General features: G+C 27.6%; 18 protein-coding genes. All 18 read right to left on the reverse strand.

All coding sequences use genetic code 11. The features are described from left to right. Positions 1–39 precede the first annotated feature (39 nt). The 18 genes from CKV72_RS10105 to CKV72_RS12620 all read right to left on the reverse strand — a co-directional run bounded on the left by CKV72_RS10105 (position 40) and on the right by CKV72_RS12620 (position 20,459). Positions 40–1,560 carry an AbgT family transporter gene (locus CKV72_RS10105; RefSeq protein WP_089863499.1) on the reverse strand — a complete coding sequence of 507 codons (1,521 nt, stop codon included), beginning with the start codon at positions 1,558–1,560 and terminating at the stop codon, positions 40–42. A 123-nt stretch (positions 1,561–1,683) separates the two neighbouring features. Further along, positions 1,684–1,986 carry a YerC/YecD family TrpR-related protein gene (locus CKV72_RS10110; protein ID WP_089863497.1) on the reverse strand — a complete coding sequence of 101 codons (303 nt, stop codon included), beginning with the start codon at positions 1,984–1,986 and terminating at the stop codon, positions 1,684–1,686. A 280-nt stretch (positions 1,987–2,266) separates the two neighbouring features. After that, positions 2,267–2,983, reverse strand: a complete 717-nt coding sequence (locus CKV72_RS10115) for a pseudouridine synthase (protein WP_095178175.1) — start codon at positions 2,981–2,983, stop codon at positions 2,267–2,269. A gap of 83 nt (positions 2,984–3,066) precedes the next feature. Next, a complete protein-coding gene (locus tag CKV72_RS10120) occupies positions 3,067–3,693 on the reverse strand; it encodes a lytic transglycosylase domain-containing protein (RefSeq protein WP_089863493.1) in 627 nt (208 codons plus the stop codon). 72 nt (positions 3,694–3,765) lie between these two features. Continuing rightward, a complete protein-coding gene (locus tag CKV72_RS10125; RefSeq protein ID WP_089863492.1) occupies positions 3,766–5,769 on the reverse strand; it encodes a triple tyrosine motif-containing protein in 2,004 nt (667 codons plus the stop codon). 220 nt (positions 5,770–5,989) lie between these two features. After that, positions 5,990–6,430 carry a YaiI/YqxD family protein gene (locus CKV72_RS10130; RefSeq protein ID WP_089863490.1) on the reverse strand — a complete coding sequence of 147 codons (441 nt, stop codon included), beginning with the start codon at positions 6,428–6,430 and terminating at the stop codon, positions 5,990–5,992. Positions 6,431–6,442: 12 nt separating this feature from the next. Then, a complete protein-coding gene (locus tag CKV72_RS10135) occupies positions 6,443–7,792 on the reverse strand; it encodes a glucose-6-phosphate isomerase (protein ID WP_095178176.1) in 1,350 nt (449 codons plus the stop codon). 230 nt (positions 7,793–8,022) lie between these two features. After that, positions 8,023–8,517, reverse strand: a complete 495-nt coding sequence (locus tag CKV72_RS10140; RefSeq protein WP_157726565.1) for a restriction endonuclease subunit S — start codon at positions 8,515–8,517, stop codon at positions 8,023–8,025. 117 nt (positions 8,518–8,634) lie between these two features. Further along, positions 8,635–9,621 (reverse strand): site-specific tyrosine recombinase/integron integrase, encoded by a 987-nt coding sequence (xerA, locus tag CKV72_RS10145; protein WP_181814557.1) that lies wholly within the window; start codon positions 9,619–9,621, stop codon positions 8,635–8,637. A gap of 144 nt (positions 9,622–9,765) precedes the next feature. Next, the gene (gene tnpC / locus CKV72_RS10150; RefSeq protein ID WP_095178179.1) at positions 9,766–11,400 is read right to left on the reverse strand and encodes an IS66 family transposase; all 1,635 of its coding nucleotides are present in this window, start codon (positions 11,398–11,400) and stop codon (positions 9,766–9,768) included. An 89-nt stretch (positions 11,401–11,489) separates the two neighbouring features. Then, on the reverse strand, positions 11,490–11,840 hold the full coding sequence (gene tnpB, locus CKV72_RS10155) for an IS66 family insertion sequence element accessory protein TnpB (RefSeq protein ID WP_095177365.1): 351 nt from the start codon (positions 11,838–11,840) through the stop codon (positions 11,490–11,492). Beyond that, positions 11,834–12,166 (reverse strand): IS66 family insertion sequence element accessory protein TnpA, encoded by a 333-nt coding sequence (gene tnpA / locus CKV72_RS10160; protein WP_095177364.1) that lies wholly within the window; start codon positions 12,164–12,166, stop codon positions 11,834–11,836. The genes tnpB and tnpA overlap by 7 nt, the downstream gene beginning before the upstream one ends. Positions 12,167–12,371: 205 nt before the next feature. Further along, positions 12,372–12,884, reverse strand: a complete 513-nt coding sequence (locus CKV72_RS12240) for a hypothetical protein (RefSeq protein ID WP_169712328.1) — start codon at positions 12,882–12,884, stop codon at positions 12,372–12,374. Then, complete coding sequence (locus CKV72_RS10170) at positions 12,884–13,912, reverse strand: AAA family ATPase (protein ID WP_095178181.1); 1,029 nt, start codon at positions 13,910–13,912, stop codon at positions 12,884–12,886. The genes CKV72_RS12240 and CKV72_RS10170 overlap by 1 nt, the downstream gene beginning before the upstream one ends. Before the next feature lie 117 nt (positions 13,913–14,029). Beyond that, positions 14,030–15,172 carry a restriction endonuclease subunit S gene (locus tag CKV72_RS10175; RefSeq protein ID WP_095178182.1) on the reverse strand — a complete coding sequence of 381 codons (1,143 nt, stop codon included), beginning with the start codon at positions 15,170–15,172 and terminating at the stop codon, positions 14,030–14,032. Position 15,173: 1 nt separating this feature from the next. Then, positions 15,174–16,673 (reverse strand): type I restriction-modification system subunit M, encoded by a 1,500-nt coding sequence (locus CKV72_RS10180; RefSeq protein ID WP_095178183.1) that lies wholly within the window; start codon positions 16,671–16,673, stop codon positions 15,174–15,176. A 20-nt stretch (positions 16,674–16,693) separates the two neighbouring features. After that, a complete protein-coding gene (locus CKV72_RS10185) occupies positions 16,694–20,002 on the reverse strand; it encodes a type I restriction endonuclease subunit R (RefSeq protein WP_095178184.1) in 3,309 nt (1,102 codons plus the stop codon). Positions 20,003–20,342: 340 nt separating this feature from the next. Further along, on the reverse strand, positions 20,343–20,459 hold the full coding sequence (locus tag CKV72_RS12620) for an IS3 family transposase (protein WP_095178185.1): 117 nt from the start codon (positions 20,457–20,459) through the stop codon (positions 20,343–20,345). Between the last annotated feature and the right edge of the window lie 66 nt (positions 20,460–20,525).

Genomic DNA, 20,525 nt, shown 5'->3' on the forward strand with positions numbered 1-20,525 from the left:
TTAATCTTTAATCATAATTATTCACTTAATAAATATATTTTATCTTATAGGTACACTAGGACCTAATGGCAATCCAAGTATAAACCAAAGTATAGCTAAAAGAATCCATGTACCTAACATAATTAAACTATAAGGAAGCATAATAGACAAGATAGTTCCAACTCCAGCTTTTTTATCATATTTATTAGCTAGTCCTAAAATTATAGGAAAATATGGTGATATAGGTGAAATTACATTGCTTGTTGAATCTCCTATTCTGTATAGCATTTGAGTTAATGCTGGATTATATCCTAACATATAAAATGTTGGAATAAATATAGGAGCTAATAATGCCCATTTTGCTGATGCACTTCCTATAAGTATATTTATAAGAGAAGTCAATAGTATAAACATTATAAATAATGGTATCCCTACAAATTGTGCTGATTTTAATTTATTTACTCCATTTACAGCTATGACATATCCAAGATTTGTCCAATTAAAATATGCTATAAATTGACTCATCACAAATACTAAAACTATATAAGATGACATATCTGAAATAGATGTTGCCATATACTTTGGTATATCTGATCCCTTTTTAATTTTACCTATTTCTTTACCATATATATAAGAAACTATAATAAATAATATCAAAAGAATAGGAATTATTGATGATAAAAATGGAGACGGTATTAATGATCCCGTTTCTGGATTTCTTAAAAAGCTATTTTTAGGTAAAATTATAGTCAATATTATTCCAACATAAATCAATGCACCTATCCCAGCTTTTTTAAGTGCTTTCTTTTCTTCTGGAGTAACCTTTTCACTCTCTATTATTTTATTTCCTTTATATGTTCCTAACCTTGGTTCAATTATTTTTTCACATATTAAAGTACCCACTATCGCTAATACAAATGTGGATACAAACATAAAATACCAATTATCTACAGGTGTTACTGATATATTTTTATTTACAATTTGTATAGCTTCTGTACTTATACCTGAAAGTAGTGCATCTGTTGCTACAATCATTAAATTTGCACTAAATCCAGCTGAAGTTGATGCATATCCTAATGCTATGCCTGCTAATGGATGTCTTCCTATAGTTGTAAATATAGTAGCTGCTATAGCTGGTATTATAACTATAGCTACATCTGAAGCTATACTACCACAAACCCCTATTAACATTACAATAAATGTAACAACTTTAGGGGATGCTCCTAATATAGTCTCCCTCATTAATGCAGATAAAAAGCCAACATGTTCAGCTAGTCCTATGCCTAACGTCATTGTAAGAACTACTCCTAATGGTGCAAAACCTGTAAAGTTCTTTATCATATTCTTAAGCATATAAATAATGCCTTCTGCTGATAATAGGCTTTTTACTGTAACTACTTTATTATCTACTGGATTTATTACACTAACTCCCATAGATGCACATATAAAAGATGCTATCCACACTATTACAATTAACCAAATAAATAATATAAAAGGATGTGGAATCTTATTTCCCATCCTTTCTATCCGATCTAAAAATCCTTCTATTTCTTTCTGCTTTCTTATTTCTCCTTCTAACATTTATATTGCCATTCCCCCTGTTCCATTTAAATATACTGTAATATAAGTATACACTTCTATTGCTATACTTAACACTCTTTCATGAAAGTAACGGGTGTTAAAGGTTTTCATTTGATAAAATAGTTACTCTTTATTGTCTAGTCTTTCTAATACTATATTGTATCCTTCACTTCCATAATTCAAACATCTATTAACTCTGCTTATAGTTGCAGTACTTGCACCTGTAAGCTTTGAAATATCTTGATATGTTTTTTTATCTTTAAGCATTTTTGCTACTACTAGTCTTTGGCTAAGAGACTGTATTTCATTAATTGTGCAAATGTCTTCAAAAAATCTATAACATTCCTCTTTATCTTTTAAAGTTAAAATTGCATCACATAAAAAATCCATTTCTTCATTTTGTAATTTGGATTTATAATTATCCATCCCTTTCAGCTCCTAACTTTAATACTATATATTAAATTTTACCATTAAAGATATATTTATTCTACAGTAAATCTTTAATTTTCTCCAAAAAAATAAAACAACCCATTGGGGCTTGGGTTGTTTTTAATAAATAAAAGGGGGCTATTTATTCTTTTATTTATTATAAGCCTATTATATAAGATACGTCTAAAAACTTCAAGTTATTTTGCATAATAAATTGTGAAATTTTTATTAAATTGCTTAATATATTTTACTTCTGAATATTAAAGAAATTTTTCCTTCATTTTTCTAATATATTTTCTAACTCCTCTTCTGTTAACTCTCTGTACTCTCCTTCTTCTAAGTTTTCATCTAAACTAATGTTTCCAAATTTAACTCTTTTAAGATATACAACCTTTTTATCTAATGCTTCGAACATTCTTTTTACTTGATGGAATTTACCTTCTTGAATTGTTACATATACCTCCGCTCCATTTTCATCACTTTTTATAATCTCTAATTTACCTGGCATACATTTATATCCATCTGATAAAATTATACCATTTTTAAAAGCTTCCACATCCTCATCATTCACTTCTTTATTTATTTCTGCATAATAAACCTTATCTACTTTCCATTTTGGTGATATAAGTTTATGGTTTAATTCCCCGTCATTGGTGATTAAAAGCAAACCTACTGTGTCTTTATCTAATCTCCCTACAGGAAATGGATTAAACACTTGATATTCCTCTTCTAATAAATCTATAACTGTTTCATCATAATTATCAAAGGTAGCACTTACAACCCCTTCTGGTTTATTCATCATTATATAAATAAACTTTCTGTAGTTTACAATTTCATCTCCTACCATTATTTTATCTTTTTCAGGATCTATATTTATGGAAGGGTCTTTTATTTTTTCTCCATTGACTTCTACTAAATTATTTTTTATCAACTTCTTTACTTCTTTTCTACTACCATATCCCATATTAGCTAAAATCTTATCTATTCTTTCCAATTTATATTCCTCCCTTTTTATAGTTTTATATTTATTATAATAGACTTAATTAGAGAAAAAATAAACAGCCTAATATAGACTGTTTATTTTTTACCATAATAATTCATTACTTTTTTAACATAATCTCTAGTTTCATATGGAAGTTTTTCAATATCTCCTACTGTTTTTACTCCCCTTCTTTGCATAGTTCCAGGTCCAGAGTTATAAGCAGCTAGTGCAAGTTCTTTAGAGTTTCCATACATATTTAACATTTCTCTTAAATATTTAGTTCCACCATTTACATTTTGCTCTATATCATATGGATTTGAAACACCTAAATAACTAGCTGTTCCTGGCATAAGTTGCATAAGTCCCATTGCACCAGCAGATGAAACACAATCTGTTTGAAATGCTGATTCCTGTTTTATTACCGACATTATTAAATCTTTGTCTACATTAAATCTCTTTGCAGCTTTTTCAACAGCTTCATCTATTTTTTTGTTTGGACTTTTAATATTTGATTTTAAATTTGCAACTTCTTTAATAAATTCTTCTTTATTTTCTATTTCTAATCCTTGTAATATTTCTTTGTTATTCTCATCAAGTTGTTTTGATATACTCTCCAACACAAGAGCAAATGCTCCTGAATCTTTACTAGCAGATTTAAATATCTGTGTCATTAATTGCATTTGAAGTAATTGTTCTATTTTTTTATTTTCATCTACATTCATACTAACAATACACCACCAATTACCATATAATTCTTCTAGTCAATTATCGTATATATAAACATTAACTTTATACTATTCAACTACAAATTTGTACATATCATAATCTTCATAGGAAATTTTTTTATGGTAACTTCTACATAATACTAAAATATTATAATTTCCTTTAGAAAATGGAATGAAACTATAATAATTTTTGCTACTATAACCTTGTACCTTCCTCCATTCATCCCTATATTTAATATAAAACTCATATACTTTGTCTTTGCCACCGCTGCTTTCTGCAATAAATGTAACAGCTTCATTTACTTTAGCATAGTTTTCACTGCTCTTTAATTTAGTATTAGTTATAGGCAAACTATCTCTAACCATTAATTTTATCTCTTTTTTATCATCAAATTTTTCTTTACTTTTTTTATTCTTAGCATACACTTCAATTTTGTATAATCCAGCACATTTTGGTACTATCTCATATTTAAAACTCTTTATATAATCTGTTTCCTCTACTTTTTGATCATTTATTCTTATTATATATTTTACTAAGATATCCTTTTCCTTTGTAGTTATAACCTCTATTGGAATATTATCCTTACACATAAAGAAATCTTTTGGTGGATATAATATATATTCAATGTTTGCAGGGAAAAATTCATAAACTTTAAAGTTTATATTTTTTGCTGCATCATATTCTTTATTAGAACTTTTTTCTTTAACCTTTATTTCTACCTCGTATTCTCCTGCTTTCTCTGGAGTAAATATAATAATATTATCTTTAGAATACTTAATTTCCTTTTCCTTTTCACCATCTCTTTTTATTAAAAATGAATACCTAAAGTTCATACCACCAGATACTTTTACTTTTATAGTAACTTCCTCACCTATTAACATCTTCTCATCTTTGTCCATTTCAATTTTATCTATATTTATAATATTAGTCTTAATTTGATTTACTATAAAGTCTACATATTTTTTATCTTCATAATCTCCGCTAAAGGATTTATCCTTTACATACAATTCTATTTTATATTCCCCTGGTAATATAGGGTTCCATAAAAAATTATTATCCTTAATAAATCCAGTATTTTTCTCTTGTGGACCTTGTATAACATATTTATATAATAAGTCCTGTCCCCCATCTACTATGGCTTTTATAAGTATATTTTCATTTACCTTTTGAGGAGATAACTTATCTGTAGTTATTTCTCTAATGTTAACTTCTTTATATTTTCTAACAGTAAAATTTAAAATTGCTCTATCATCAAATTCTTCTAAAGAATACATATCTTTTACATAACATAACAATTTATAATTACCTGCTTTATTTTCAACATAGCTTATCATTCTTTTATTAGAATAATCCTGTATACATTCTTTATAACCATCTTCATGTATTTTTACAAATTTATATAATACTATTCTATCCTCTTCTTTTTTAACCTCTACTTGAAATACCAGTTCTTCTCCTATAACTAATTCTTTTGATAAAAATCTAAAATCTTTAATTTCAACATCTTCAAGTTTATCTACTTTAAATTGTGCTCTAGCAAAGTCATCATAATCCTTATCCGAATCTATTGCCTTACACTCTACTAGTATCTCATTGTTTCCTCCATTTACTAAGGTTATACTTAAACTTTCTTCTGCTCCATAGTCCTTTATAATAGACCATTTAAAGTTTTCCCTAATCCAATATCTATATAAAAGATCTTCCTTTTTTCCTTTTACCTTTATATTAAGTTTTTCCCCTACCTTAAAATAATGTTTATTTAATTGTATGGAATCAATTAATTTTTTCTCAGATTTTCCTATAATAAAATCCCTTCTAGATATATAATCAAATCCAGTTTTTTTATCTTCATATTTTCCCTGAACCATAATAGTGTATTTACCATCTTCTTTTGGTATCCACAAAAAACTATTGTTATATTCAAATTCTCTTAAAAGTTTCCATATTCCATTACATCCTATAAAAAATTTATACATTAATTTCTCATTTAATTTATTCTCAACTTTAATATTTATATTTTTATTCTTTTCTTGAGGACTTTCTAAACTAAAATTTATTAAAATTTCATTCATAATTAATTACCCCCACAGGATTTACTTTTTAAATCACATTTAATATTTGAAACAAATATAGTTTATTAAGAATGTAAGATATAACTATACTTATAGATATACTACATTCCATATATAGTATCCTGCTGTTTTACAAATTAATATATCATTATACAAAAACAATTATTCTTTGCACACAAAAAACTCTAGGGGGATGTATAGCAACACATCCTCCTAGAGTTTATTTTTTTGCCTTATCTATTAAAAACATGAGATTTTTATAAAGTCTTTTATCATCCTCTTCCATTCTCTTTTTAGGATTAAAGGTTTTTCCACCACTTCTTCTTATTTTACCGCTTACATGTCTTTCAAATAAAAGTCTGTCAATATTATCATTATCATATATATATCCCTTAGGACTTATAGCATAAGCTTTTTTACCTAAAACTAAAGCTGCTAATCCATAATCTTGACTTATTACTATATCACCTTTTTTTACTTCATTTACAATTATCATATCCACATTTTGAAAGCCACTTTCCACATATTTTATATCACTATAAGAACTTTTTAATCTATGATTTATATCACAATACATAATAACATCTATATTATTTTCTGATGCAGCTTTTTCAATCATATGTTTTCCAGGACAAGCATCTGCATCCACTAATATTCGCATATTTTACTCCTCTTAATTCATTCTTTTTTCTAATTCTTTTTTTTTATCTTCAAATCCTTCTTTACCTAAAAGTGCAAACATATTTTTCTTATAAGCCTCTACTCCTGGTTGATTAAATGGATTTACTCCTAAAATGTATCCACTTATTCCACAAGCTTTTTCAAATAAATAAATTAAATATCCAAAATAATAAGGATTTACTTCTGGAACATTTACAACTATACAAGGTACTCCTCCATCATTATGAGCTAAAACAGTACCCTTAAAAGCCTGCTTATTTACAAAATCCACTGTTTTACCAGCTAAGAAATTTAATCCATCTAAATTTCCTTCTTCACTTTTTATTTCTAAATTTTTTCTTGGTTTTTCTATATTTATAAAGGTTTCAAATATAATTCTAAGTCCTTCTTGTATGTACTGTCCCATGGAATGAAGATCTGTAGAGAAACTTACGGAAGTTGGGAATATACCCTTTCCATCCTTTCCTTCACTTTCTCCATATAATTGTTTCCACCATTCTCCAAAATAATGTAGGGATGGTTCAAAATTAGCAAGTATTTCTACATTTTTACCTTTATTATATAATGCATTTCTAGCTGCTACATATTTGTAACATTGATTTTCTTCTACATTATCACACATAAAATCTTCTCTTGCATCACAAGCACCTTTTAACATTTCATCTATATTTATACCTGCTACTGAAATTGGCAATAATCCTACTGCTGTTAATACAGAATATCTTCCACCAACATCATCTGGTATTACAAAAGTTTCGTATCCTTGCTTATCTGATAATGTTTTTAAAACTCCCTTGCTTTTATCAGTAGTTACAAAAATTCTATTTTTAGCCTCTTTAACACCATATTTGTTTTCTAATATTTCTTTAAAAATTCTAAAGGCAATAGCTGGTTCTGTTGTAGTTCCAGATTTAGATATTACATTAATAGAGAAATCTTTGTCTTTTATAACTTCTAACAGTTCAGCTATATAAGTAGAACTTATACTATTTCCTACAAATATTATATCTGCCCCTTCTTTATCTTCTTTTTTTAGTAAACTTTTAAAATTATGATTTAGCATTTCTATAGCAGCTCTAGCTCCTAGATAAGATCCTCCTATACCTATAACCAATAATATATCAGAATTAGCTTTTATTTTATCAGAAGCTTTTTTTATTCTTTGAAACTCATCTTTATCATAATTTACAGGTAGGTCTAGCCAGCCTATAAAATCATTGCCCAATCCTGTTCCTTCATGTAGCATCTTATGTGCTTCTTTAATAAAAGGTTCTAATGCTTTTATTTCTTCATCTTTTATATATGGTTTTGTATTATTTAAATCCACAGTAATTTTATCCATTTTGTTCCTCCTTGAAAATTTACACAAATTTATTTATATATTCAATTTTAGTATAATGATGTTTTTAAATCAATGTTGTAGATTGTGTTCATATAATGATTCTATAGATTCGTCTTATCTAAAAATTATGTACTAAAATTTAATTAAATACTAATATATTATTATTTTACACTATATTAACACCTTTAATCAGGATTAAATTGGAATTATTACCCGCATTATTAAATGTTCTATGTAATAAATTTCAATTTGTCGATTTGTTTAACAAAGTCTGCGAATTGGTTTTGGAGTTCTATTGGTGGAATTAGCACATCTAAGTCTTTTATCACATTTAAATGTAGATGCTTAATTGAAATTCCTTTAGTTGCAAATAATATTTTTCTTTGAGCAGAATAACTTTTTAAAAATTCACATACATACACATTATTTACTATGTTGTTTTTAAGCTTTAATACTGCTAAGCTTTCGAATATTCCCAATGATTCTTCTGTGTCTAAAACCACTGGTGTGCCTATGGACCCACTCTTAGATAACAATATATCTCCCTTTTCTAATTGACATCTTTTTTGTATTTCATCATATTCCTCCAGCGAAATATACTTTGTATTAGATAAATCTATTTTTCCAGTTTTAATGTCCTTTGCTGAAATAAATTTTATACCATCATTTATATAGTTTGGTGTTTTATGAGTACCGTCAGTTATCTTATTACAAATCTCTTTCATCTTCAATTTATTAAAGTTATTAATATTGTTCTCTAAATCACCAAACAGCTCTATAAATCTCGATTTACTTTTTATGTTAAATATAATATAAAAAGTAACAAATATTCCTATAATACACTATCCAATATACTTTCTATGTGAAATCTTAACATTATTTTGATTTACCATCGCATATTGAAGGGTTGTATCTATTTTTTGATGTCCTAAAAGATGTTGCACCTGTTCTATGGGCATTCCCTTATCAATAGCTCTTGTAGCAAGAGTTCTTCTAAACTTATGTGGATGTACTTTATTAATATTAAGTTTTTTTCCAAGTTTTCTTAATCTAATTTCAACTCCACTAATATTTAATCTATTATATGGTTTTATTAGCGATACAAATAACGCTTCATTATCATCAACTCTACTATTAATGTAATTTTGTAAATGTATTTTAGTTTTTGCGTCAAAATATACCTTTCTTTGCTTATCACCCTTTCCTACAACAGTACATTCTCTTTCATTAAAATCTATATCATCGATATTTAGTTTTACTAATTCACCAACACGTATCCCGGTAGAATTCAACAAATCTATAATTGCAAGGTCACGTATTTCTTTACAGTTATCCCTCATTATTTCTAAATTTTCATCTGTATATATTTCCTTTACAACCTTTCCTGTTTTTATTTTATGAATACGTCTTACTGGGCTTTTTAAGATATAATTTTCATCTTCAAGCCATGAGAAAAATGTTGAAAGAATACGTCTTATATTATCAATAGTTACCTTACTACAGTTGCTTTTTTTATAATACCCTGCTAAATATCCTCTTAAATCTTCTGTTGTAATATGTTTAACTGGTTTATCTAATGTTTTTAACATATTTTCTATAGTTGATTTATAATATTTAAGAGATTTACCTGAACAACCCTCTACTCGTTTTGCACAAATAAATAAGTTGCAATAATTTACTTCTTCATTCTCTAAATTTTTATTATTAGCTTTAGCTATAAAAGCTACACCATGTAACTTTCTCAATAAAACGTTATGAAGTTCCTCCATTTGCATATTATTAAGTAAATGTATCATTTCCTGTTCAATTTCAATAATAAGTTTTTCCATTACAATCTTCCTTTCTTTAAAAGTTTTAGACTGTAATATTATTGACATTTATTGGTAAGCGTCAAAGTTTTAGCACCTTTAATAATTCCAAGAATAGTATTAAAATATCCTAGTAAGGCAAGAATATGCTTTACTAGGATTAATTTATTTTTTATCTTTAATTTTCATATTTTCAGGAATCTTATCATTCCAAGGCATAAGATTCTCTAAGCTTTCGCTATCGTATATATCTATCTTTGATAGATTATCAAATAGATAGACTAAGTACCTTTCTACAACTAAATTATTAGCCTTGGCAGTTTCAACAATACTATAAATATTGCTACTTGCAGTTGCACCCTTAGCAGTGTTAGCAAATAAGAAATTTTTTCTTCCTATAACGAAAGGCTTAATTGCTCTTTCCGCAGCATTATTATCAACTTCTAGAGAACCATCTAATAATACATTTTTTAATCCTGGTAAATGCTTTTTAGCATACTCAAGTGCCTTACCTAACGGACTTCTTGGAAGAGCATCTTTTATTTCTCTTTCAACATAATCAATAAAGTTATCTATAATTGGAGCTAGTTTCTCAGTTCTTATTTTAAATCTAATATCATAATAATTTTCATCATTTGAATAAGATTCTCTAAGTTCTTTTTCAAGTTTATAAATTTGCTCACAATAATTAAACCCTATTATTGCTCTAGAATTTTTTAGGGCTTCTTCATCTAAATCTACTATTATATTATGAAAATATCTTCTTATGTGAGCCAAGCAATATACTCTTGTAGCTCCGCTAACGGAATTGTATCCAGTATATCCATCCGTTTGGAGAAAACCTTTAAAATCTCCTAAGAAATTTTTAGGGCAAGAGCTTGATCTAGTGCTTTGGTAATCATATAAGATCACAGGCTTAGAGTTAGTATTACTCATATATAACCACATGTACTTTTTAGATTTAGAATCTTTGCCATTATCATTAATTACTTTAAGAGTAGTTTCATCAGCATGAATGTAATTACGGCTAAGCAATTCTTTTTTCATATGGTTATATATCGGCTCTAAAGCATCTGCTGCAGACATAGTCCAATTGCATAGAGTTTGCCTTGAAAGAGTAGCTCCCATCATATCAAAGTAAGTTTCTTGCCTATATAGTGGCATTGCATGTTGATATTTAAGTATTAGAGTATGTGCAATTAACTCATTTGAGGCCATGCTATTATAAAAAATTGTTTTAGGGGCTTCTGGTGAAATTATTTTACTTTCACCAGTGGCTCTTTCGCATGTTTTACAAGCGTAGCTATAAATAACATGATCCTCAATTATTAATTTAGCAGGAATGTATTTAACAATCTCTTTTCTAGATTTAACTCCGATAGGAGTAAGCTTTTTACCACATTCTCTGCAGTTAAGATCCTCACCTTCTAATTTATGTTCAACAACAACTCTTTCCAAATTAGCTAAATTATCTTTCTTTCCAGTATAATTGCTTTTCTTAGCTCTTTTATATGTAATTTCCTCTAAAGTAGGTTCTTCTACCTTTGAATCACTATGTTTTTCAGCCTCGTTAAAAAAAGATAATTGATTAACATCTACTTGTTCACTGGATGCTCCAAATATCTTTCTATTTCTATTAGATATAACACCTTTTAAGAATTCTAATTCATTTTTAAGTTTTCTTATTTCTTCATCTTTTGAGCTTAATTCTTTATCTTTTTCATTAATTTCATTTTCCATTTTTTCAATTAATGCTTTTGTATTTTCATCAAGCTCATTAGTTAAAAATTCGTGACTCATAGTTACCCCTTTAGCTTTATTTGATATTTCTATTATACCACAAAACCCTTGAAATTACTATACTTCAAGGGTTCAAAGTTGATATTTTTTTAATAATAGTTACTTGCTTTTACAGGTTTAAATTTAGATTTTGTTCTTACTTCATAGCCTTTTAAAAGCCAACGTAATTCATCAATATTAATCTTTAATGCATCGGCAGCTGTCGCTGGCCATTTGAAGCGATTAGCTTCTAAACGGTGATAATATAGCCAAAAACCTTCGTCAAAGTGAAGAATTTTTAATTTATCCATTTTCTTGTTGCAAAAAACAAATAGTGCTTTATCAAAAGGATCTAACTTAAATTGGTTTTGCACTATCATAACTAAACCATCAATACTTTTTCTTAAATCCGTATAACCGCAGGCAAGATAGACTTTTTCTACCTTATCTATATTTAACATTTTAGAATTAACTCCTTAATTATTGCTGTTATTAAAGTAGCTTCGCTAACAGGAATAAGGATATTAGCATTGCCTACATTAATTTTTACTTCTTTTAATGTAGATTTATTTTCTTTAGTATTATCAACTTTACTATTCAAAGAAATAGGCTGAAAAACAGGTTCTTTACTTTCAATTGCCTTTTCTACTCTTTTTTTATGGTAATAAAATTGACTCTTATTAAGGTTATTCTCAGCACAGAAATCTTTCACTGTTATTGTATCTTTAACAGAGTTAAATTTATTTAAATATTCCTCCCAAGCATCATTATCTAATTTTTTATACATAAGTAAACCTCCCATTGATAATCTTTTACTTAAGTTTATCAATGAGAGGGTATGTTTTCTAGATACTTAATTTTTGACGCTTACATTTATTGGTTAATATTATCATTTTACATTAAAAAAGGAGCTATCCCATTAAGAATAAATATTACAATATAATATATTGTATGTAAATTCCTTAGTGTGACATCTCCCTAAGTTAAAGATATTATTTTACAACATCTTTAACTAAATTATATTTATTAGCAATCTTATCATTCATTACAATAACTTCACTTCTCCAAATAGTATTCTGATATGACAATTTCTTTTTTAATGCATCTGATATAGGTAATAACCATTCTATTTGGTGACCTTTAATGACAAGAATAAACTTTATCTTTATTTTACTATTATCTAATTCAAAAAAGTTATTACTTATTTCTCCATAATCCCTATTTCTTTTTAATATAGTGGAATAATACAAGTTAAAAGAATGTATAAATTTATCTGAAATTTCTTCTATGAATTCATTAAACCGTATAATATTATGTTTTGTAGGTCTTGGTGAACTTGATTTTGCTTCAATAAAATTTAGCTCATTTTTATTTCTTAAAAAAACGAACTCTACAACTTTTATCCCAGACCCTATTTTATTGTGCAGTTTGGATTCTTCAATTTTAAATATTTTATCTTCTTGAAAATCACCAAAAATCATATTAGATTCATTTATTTGTACCATTATCCCATAGCCCTCTCAACTTCATCTTTGTACAATTGAATAAATGTATCCATAATTGTATTGTTTTTTAAATCTCCAAAATTAATATTATTTTCACATTTTACACCATCAGTAGTTTTATATAATGAGTAATACATAATTTCATCATTTTCAGAACGTTTAACTTCAAAATATTTTGCAAAAATGTAATCATGCGTAGTTAGAAAAATTTGAACTCCATTTTTCTGTAGTTCAATTAATATTTCTACTAAATCCGGAATAAATTTAGGATTAATATTAGCTTCTGGCTCATCCCATAGAAGAATACTATTTTCCGTTATATTTTCATTCATTAAAAGCTGCCATAGCAAACCTATTTTCTTTAATCCCTCTGCTTCAACTGAAAAATTAACCATATTGCCATCATTTTTTTTCACATAAAATTCTTCATTCTCAATAACCACTTTACCATCCATCATCTTTTCAAGAATTGGTAATACCTTTAATGCAATCTTCGGAGGCTCTTTTAATTGCCACTGACCAGCTATTTTTATAATATCAATCAATGTTTTGTCAAATGGAAATTCATTAAATTTATCAGCCATTGACACAAAACCTTTTGAATGTGTAAGCATATCTTTTGCTGGAATGAATGTACAATTGATTTCTTGTGATGGATATGATATTTCATATGAACATTCATCATTACTCCCAAATGTTGAACTTATTTCATTAATATTAGACTCTAATTTCCCCATTAAATATCGTTTATCTGATTTATTATCAATATTTGAAGCTTTCACCTCTAAAAATAATGGTTTAAGTTGCTTAACAAAAAAACTATTATTAATATTAACAGATTTAAAATATTTTGAAATATCATCTATGTTTTTGCTTTTAGAAATTTGAATAGCTGCATAAATTGCTTTAAGTAATTGTGTTTTCCCTGTCCCATTTTCCCCCATTATTACATTTATACCTTTTGAAAAATTGACTTTAAGTTTTTTAAAAACAGTAAAATTTCTTAATTCAACACTTTCAATACTCACAATTGCATCACTCCTTATTACCCATAAGTTATATTATTCATTTTTTCTTATATTATATACTGTAGCTTACCCATTTAAAATAAAGTTAATAATGATTATTCCAACTCACCATTTATATTAATTAAATAATTCTCCCCTAAAAGCCTTTTGCATCAATGAATTAAAGTTATTTTCTAATTCTTTTAAACTCTTCTCCATTTCAAATTTCAATTTATCGACCTCATTAACAAAGTCTGCGAATTGATTTTGTAGTTCTATTGGTGGTAATGGTACTTCTAGATTTAGAATATCTTTGTTAGCAATATTTGCTTGTCTCACACCTCTATTAATACCTGTTAATCTTTTTTTAACTTCTGGAACTTTTAATAAGTATGTTAAATAATATTTATTCAATAAACTTTTGGATTTAATTTCTAACTTTGCATTACGTTGATTTAGATAATATTCTTCATACTCGTCACTCATTATGCATACATTACCATAATCATCTTTACCGACAGTACCTGTTAGTGATATAACTAAATCTTTTGGTTTTATCAAATATTTATTAAGTTTCTCATCTCTTTTCCAAAACATTAAATTAGTTGATTTAAAATAACCCGCATTAATATTTCCTATCTTTAACACCGGTATACCTTCATTTATAAATTCAGTACTTTTAAAGGCATATCCACCTATTACATCAATATACTTTTCTAATACTTCTACATTCCATCCTTTTGAATTAGTAACTGGATCCCCAAACATCTCTATAAATCTCGATTTAACTAATTCATCCAAAAGCTTAATAGTTTCTTTTCTCTTTTCTATAACCTTTTCAGCTTTTTCTAAAACCTCAGCTATTTTCTTTTGAGTTTCTAATGAGGGAATTGCAATCTTCTTCTTTCTTAATGTTGTTGCTATAATTTGAGGTTGAGCACTACCTGAAATAACATCATTAAATGAAGTATAAGTTAATAAACACCTCATAAAATTAACATCTATTTTTTCCTTAGGTATCAATGCTATAGAATTTCCAGTAACCCAAGATTTTGGCTCAGTAAGATTTATGCTTCCACAAGTTGCACCTCTACATGTAATTAACAAAGTAGGATCTTTATACATATAATCATTATAATATCCAACTCTACCATTTGCACCGTATACTGCATATCCCTCATTTAATAAATTATTTAAACTTAAATGTTTTCCTTGTTTTATTTCATATATATCATCTAAAATTACTTCTTTCCAACCTTCTAAAGATTTATTATCCTTCATACTACTTCACCATTCCCTTTAACTCAGCTATATCCTCTAAAATTAACTTTTCTAAAGCTTCAAGCTTGTCCAATATAACTTCTGGCTTTTCGTATACTACTTCTTCATACTCTATTTCTTTATATTTATTTATAGAAAGATCATACTCATTGTCTGCTATTTCTTCTTTTTCTACCCAGAACCACTTATCTTCTTTAGTTGGCTCTAGGATATTATCTTTTTTTACTGCTCTCCACTTTTCTATTATATCTGGAATATCTCCATCATCATCAAGTTTATTTCTCTTATCGTCTAGTGAGTATCCATCACTTTCCATGTCATAGAACCATACTTTGTTTGTTTCTCCACCCTTTGTGAATAAAAGTATTGCTGTTGATACTCCGGCATAGGGTTTAAATACTCCTGAAGGCATGGATATTACACCTTCTAGGGCATTTTCTTCTACTAATGTTCTTCTTATTTCTTTATGGGCTTTTGTGGAACCAAATAGTACTCCATCTGGTACTATTACAGCACATCTTCCACCTAAATCTAATATTCTATTTATAAGTTTCATATATAAAAGTTCTGTTTTAGTAGTTTTAGCTCCCTTTACTAATGTAGGATTTATATCTCCCTTATCTACACTTCCTTTAAAAGGAGGATTTGCTAGCACTAATGTATATTTATTTTCTTCTTCATATCTTTTAGATAATGAATCCATTTGCCTTACATTTGGATTATCTATGCTGTGAAGCATTAGATTCATTGAAGCTATTCTAACCATGGATGGATCAAAGTCAAATCCATAGAACATTTCAGTTTTAAAATATTTCCATTCTTCACTGGTCATCATATCTCCAATTTTGTTGTAAAGATTTCCTTCTTCATCTGTAAATACACTTTCAGGTCTTGTATATTTTTCTAATATATATTCTAATGAACTAATCAAAAACCCAGCAGTACCACATGCAGGATCACATATTTTATCTTCTGATGATGGATCCATAAGTTCAACCATCATTCTTATTATGTGTCTTGGAGTTCTAAACTGCCCATTTACTCCTGATGTTGCAAGCTTTGATAAAAGATATTCATATAAATCTCCCTTAGTATCTGCATCATCCATATTTATACCATCTATAAGTCTAACAGATTCTTGTAATAGAGATGGTTTAGGTATCATAAACACAGCATCCTTCATCTCTGCTGTAAAACTTGATTCCTCTCCTCCCATAGATTTTATAAATGGAAAGACCTTTTGTGATACCAATTCGAACATTTCATTTACATCTAAATGTTTAAATTCACTCCACTTCATTAATTCTTCTGGGAAAATTGAAGTATAAGCTCTACCCATTCTATTAGCTTTTTTTTCATTAGCATTATCTATATCATCTAATCTTTTTATAAATAATAAATATGATATCTGCTCTATTACAGTCAAAGGGTTAGATATTCCCCCTGACCAAAAATTATTCCATAGTTTATCAATTTTACTCTTAATATCTGCATTTAACATTACTGTGATTCCTCCTAATTTTAAGATATATAAGTTGCTCTAAAAGGTGATATTAATTCAAAAACATCATCAGCCATTTTCCCAAATATACCATCCACTCCATTTGGGTTAAAGGAGGTATATGGTGCTGCAAACAAGGCTGCAAATGATATTCCTTTATTTTTAGCAATATGATTTTTAATTATTTCTAAAGTTTTAATCTGCGTAGCATTCATTCTTTTATGATGCTTTTGAATAAATTCCTCAAATCTTTTATTTAATTCAATTTCATCAACACCAACAAACCTTCTAATAATACCAACTATGTCATCTTTGTCTATATCTGTTTTACTGGAAAGCTCGTCTATGCTATAAACAAATTCTTCTCCAAATATGGAATATATGCCTTCAATTTCTGTTTGAGAAAGCCTTTCGCCCCTTCTAATTTTATGAATTACTAATTGGTCATTTAATTTATCTTCAATAGCTGTTTTTACTCTTTTTTCATAGGGCTCCATATTAGATCCATAAAGTACTGTTCCAGCACTAATTTCTTTTACTACTGATCCACTATCTTTTATATCCATTACTACAAAAGTTCCTGGTGTATTTCCTTTATGTCTCATTAAATCTCTTAAATCTACCCTTATTTGCTTTAACTTTTCATAACTAAGATTTTCCCAACCTGATGGCTGTAACAATGATTTTACAAGCTCTCTTTTACCATCAAATTGATTTATATTTAATTTTAGTTTTGCTAATTTTTTCATAGTATCATTGATTTCCCTAATTAATGAATCCTTATCATTAGTCTCAAGACTTTGAAGTATTCTATAAATTGAGTTATCAAATAAAATAGCATCTAAATTTTCCTTTGATTCAATCCATTGTATTAATGGTGCTATTTGTAACTTTAACTTTTTAATGAAATCTTCACTTAAATGAGTCCAATACTCTTCCTTTTTAACTTGCTCTATTTTCTTTCTATTCTTTTTTATTTCTATACTCTCCCATGGTAACTCTTCAATATCTGACTTTAACTTTTCTACAAAGTCATTACATATACTTTCTTTATTCTTTGATTTATATATTTCTAAAAGATTGCACATAAGTTCAAATCTAACTTGCATAGATGTTTTTTGTAGTTTTGGAACAAATCCTTTAGGATTCATTTCAAAAAACTCAAAGTTCTTATAGCAGTCAAATATAACAAATTCTGTTTTATCCACTCCATCACCAAATAAGTTATCACATCTTCTTGTTCCTCTTCCTATCATTTGCCAGAATTTAACCTTTGAATAAATGGGTTTTGCAAACACTAAATTAACTATTTCAGGTACATCTATACCTGTATCTAATAAATCTACAGATATAGCTATTCTAGGAAACTCTTCTTCTTTAAAATCTTCTATAAGTCTTTCCTTATCTTTAATTCCTGAATAAATAACCGCTGCCATTTTGCCTTTGTATTGAGGATACATTTCATTGAATAATGAATCTAATAAATTAGCATGTTTTTTATTTTTAGCAAATATAATTGTTTTACCTAAGTAGTCTCCTACTTTAATTCCATTATCCATTAATGTCTTTAATATGTATCTATTAGTGTCCTTATTAGTTATTTTCTTTTCCAGAGCATTTTTATCAAATTCAATTTCGTCTCCATCATAACCTTCATCATCTACCTGTCTTCTTTGTTCTTCTGTCATTTGACTATATTTTATTCCTTTTCTTAAAAAATCTGTAGTAGCATCAATTACCCTTGGCTCAATAAGATATGGTGGTATATGGTTCCAGGCTTCATCTATTGAAAAGTTAAATGTTGGATCTTCGTCCTCACAATTAAATAAATCAAAAGTATTTCTTTCAATAAAATCTACTGGCGTTGCAGTTAATCCTATAATATGTGCATCAAAATATTCTAAGATATCTCTATAAACCTTATATATACTTCTATGGGACTCGTCACAAATAATAAGATCAAAAAAACCCACACTAAACTTACTATAATAATTAATCATAGTTTGATATGTGGAAAAATATAGAGTAGCTTCTCTATTATCTGAGTTTTTACCAGTAAATCTACAGGATATTTGTTCAGGCATAAAAGTTTTAAAGCTATTCTTATCTTCTTTGGCTTGTCTAACAAGTTCATCTCTATCAGCTAAAAATAATACCCTCTTAGCCCAATTTGCTTCCATCATACCTTTAGTTAATGCAATAACAGTTCTTGTTTTACCTGTTCCAGTAGCCATTACTAAAAGAGCTTTTCTATATCCATTAGAGTATCTTTCATATACTCTTTTAATACCTTCTATTTGATATGGTCTACCAGCAATATTTTTATCTATTTCAACTTTATTTAAATCTTTCTTATATTTATGCTTAAAAAATAGTTCTTCTAAATCTTCTAATGTATAAAATCCCCAAATCTGTCTTGGCTCACTATATTTATCATCCCACATATATATTTCATATCCATTGGTATAAAAAACTATTGGTCGAACTTTATAATCTCTTTCAATAGTGTTTGCATATTCTACTGCCTGTTGCCTACCTATAATAGGATCTACAGAAGATTTTTTAGCCTCTACTAAAGCAATTGGATTTCCTTTTTTATTAAATAACACATAATCAACAAAACCTTTTTTACCAATTTCTTTATGGTTTTCTAGTGGAAATTCTAACTGAACTAATTCCTTGTTATTAACATCCCAACCTGCATCTTTTAGCATTATGTCTATAAGTTTCTTTCTAGTTTCTGCTTCATTAAGTTCTAGGGTTTCTTCTATTTCCTTTTCTAACTTTTTATCTTCTTCAGTTGTAACAGCTGTTTTTACTTCTTCTCTAATGACCTTTAATTTATTAGTATGCTCTTCTTTAATTTTTTCCTTTTCCTTAGTATACTCTTCAATATTATATATAGGTTCTTTAACTGTAACTAGCTTTGGTATTTTATAGGTTAATGGTTTTATTGAGGTATCCTTTGTTACCTTAATATAGAACCAAGCAGATATCTTATACATAGAAAGTAAACATTCTAAAGCATGCTTTTTATTTTCATATCCTTCATGGTTAGCCTTATTACCATAACGTCTTACTATATCAAATAAATCTGGAATAGCTCCATTTATTCCTGATTTTCTTAAGAGTTTAATTTTATCATCTTGATTAGCAAATTGAGGAGCTTCAATTTTTAAAACTGCTAAAATATAATCTATTATTTGTTCTCCAAACATACGCATTTTTAACATAGATGCATTATTATCTGTATGAAGATACCTTTCTGCTTGCGTACCTAGTTTGGCTAATATTGGCCATTTTTTATTTAAAAAAGTAAAATTAGACATCCTAATCCCCCTCATTCTATCTTTTTTACTTCTCAAAAATCTTTAATCCCCATTTATAATCCCACCTATTAGTATAATTCATATCTACTTCAAATAACTTACTTTAATATTATATTACATATCATTTCAACAAAATTCAATATACAGCATAGTAATTATAATCATTTCTTACAATTACTATAATTATATACTAAATTTTTGTTTTACAATTCACTCTATCATGTTTCACTTTTAAATCACCCTTTCTATTAATAAAAACAAAAGCATTGCAATTTCTTGCAATGCTCTCCTCTGATTGCCACCTTCAACTTGGACAACATTACTTTATTCCAAATTGAACTTATATTTTTAATATAATATTCATGAGGAAATAACATCCTATTGAGGAACATATCCTCTCATGGTTATATATATAAATATAATCTTCAACATCATTTTTTACATCTTCTATTGTCATGTATATTTTTCCCGTAAGACATTCATCTTGTAAATATCTAAGTTAAAACTGTCCATTTCAATTAGG

This window comes from Clostridium cochlearium, from assembly GCF_900187165.1.
Lineage (GTDB): Bacteria > Bacillota > Clostridia > Clostridiales > Clostridiaceae > Clostridium_G > Clostridium_G cochlearium.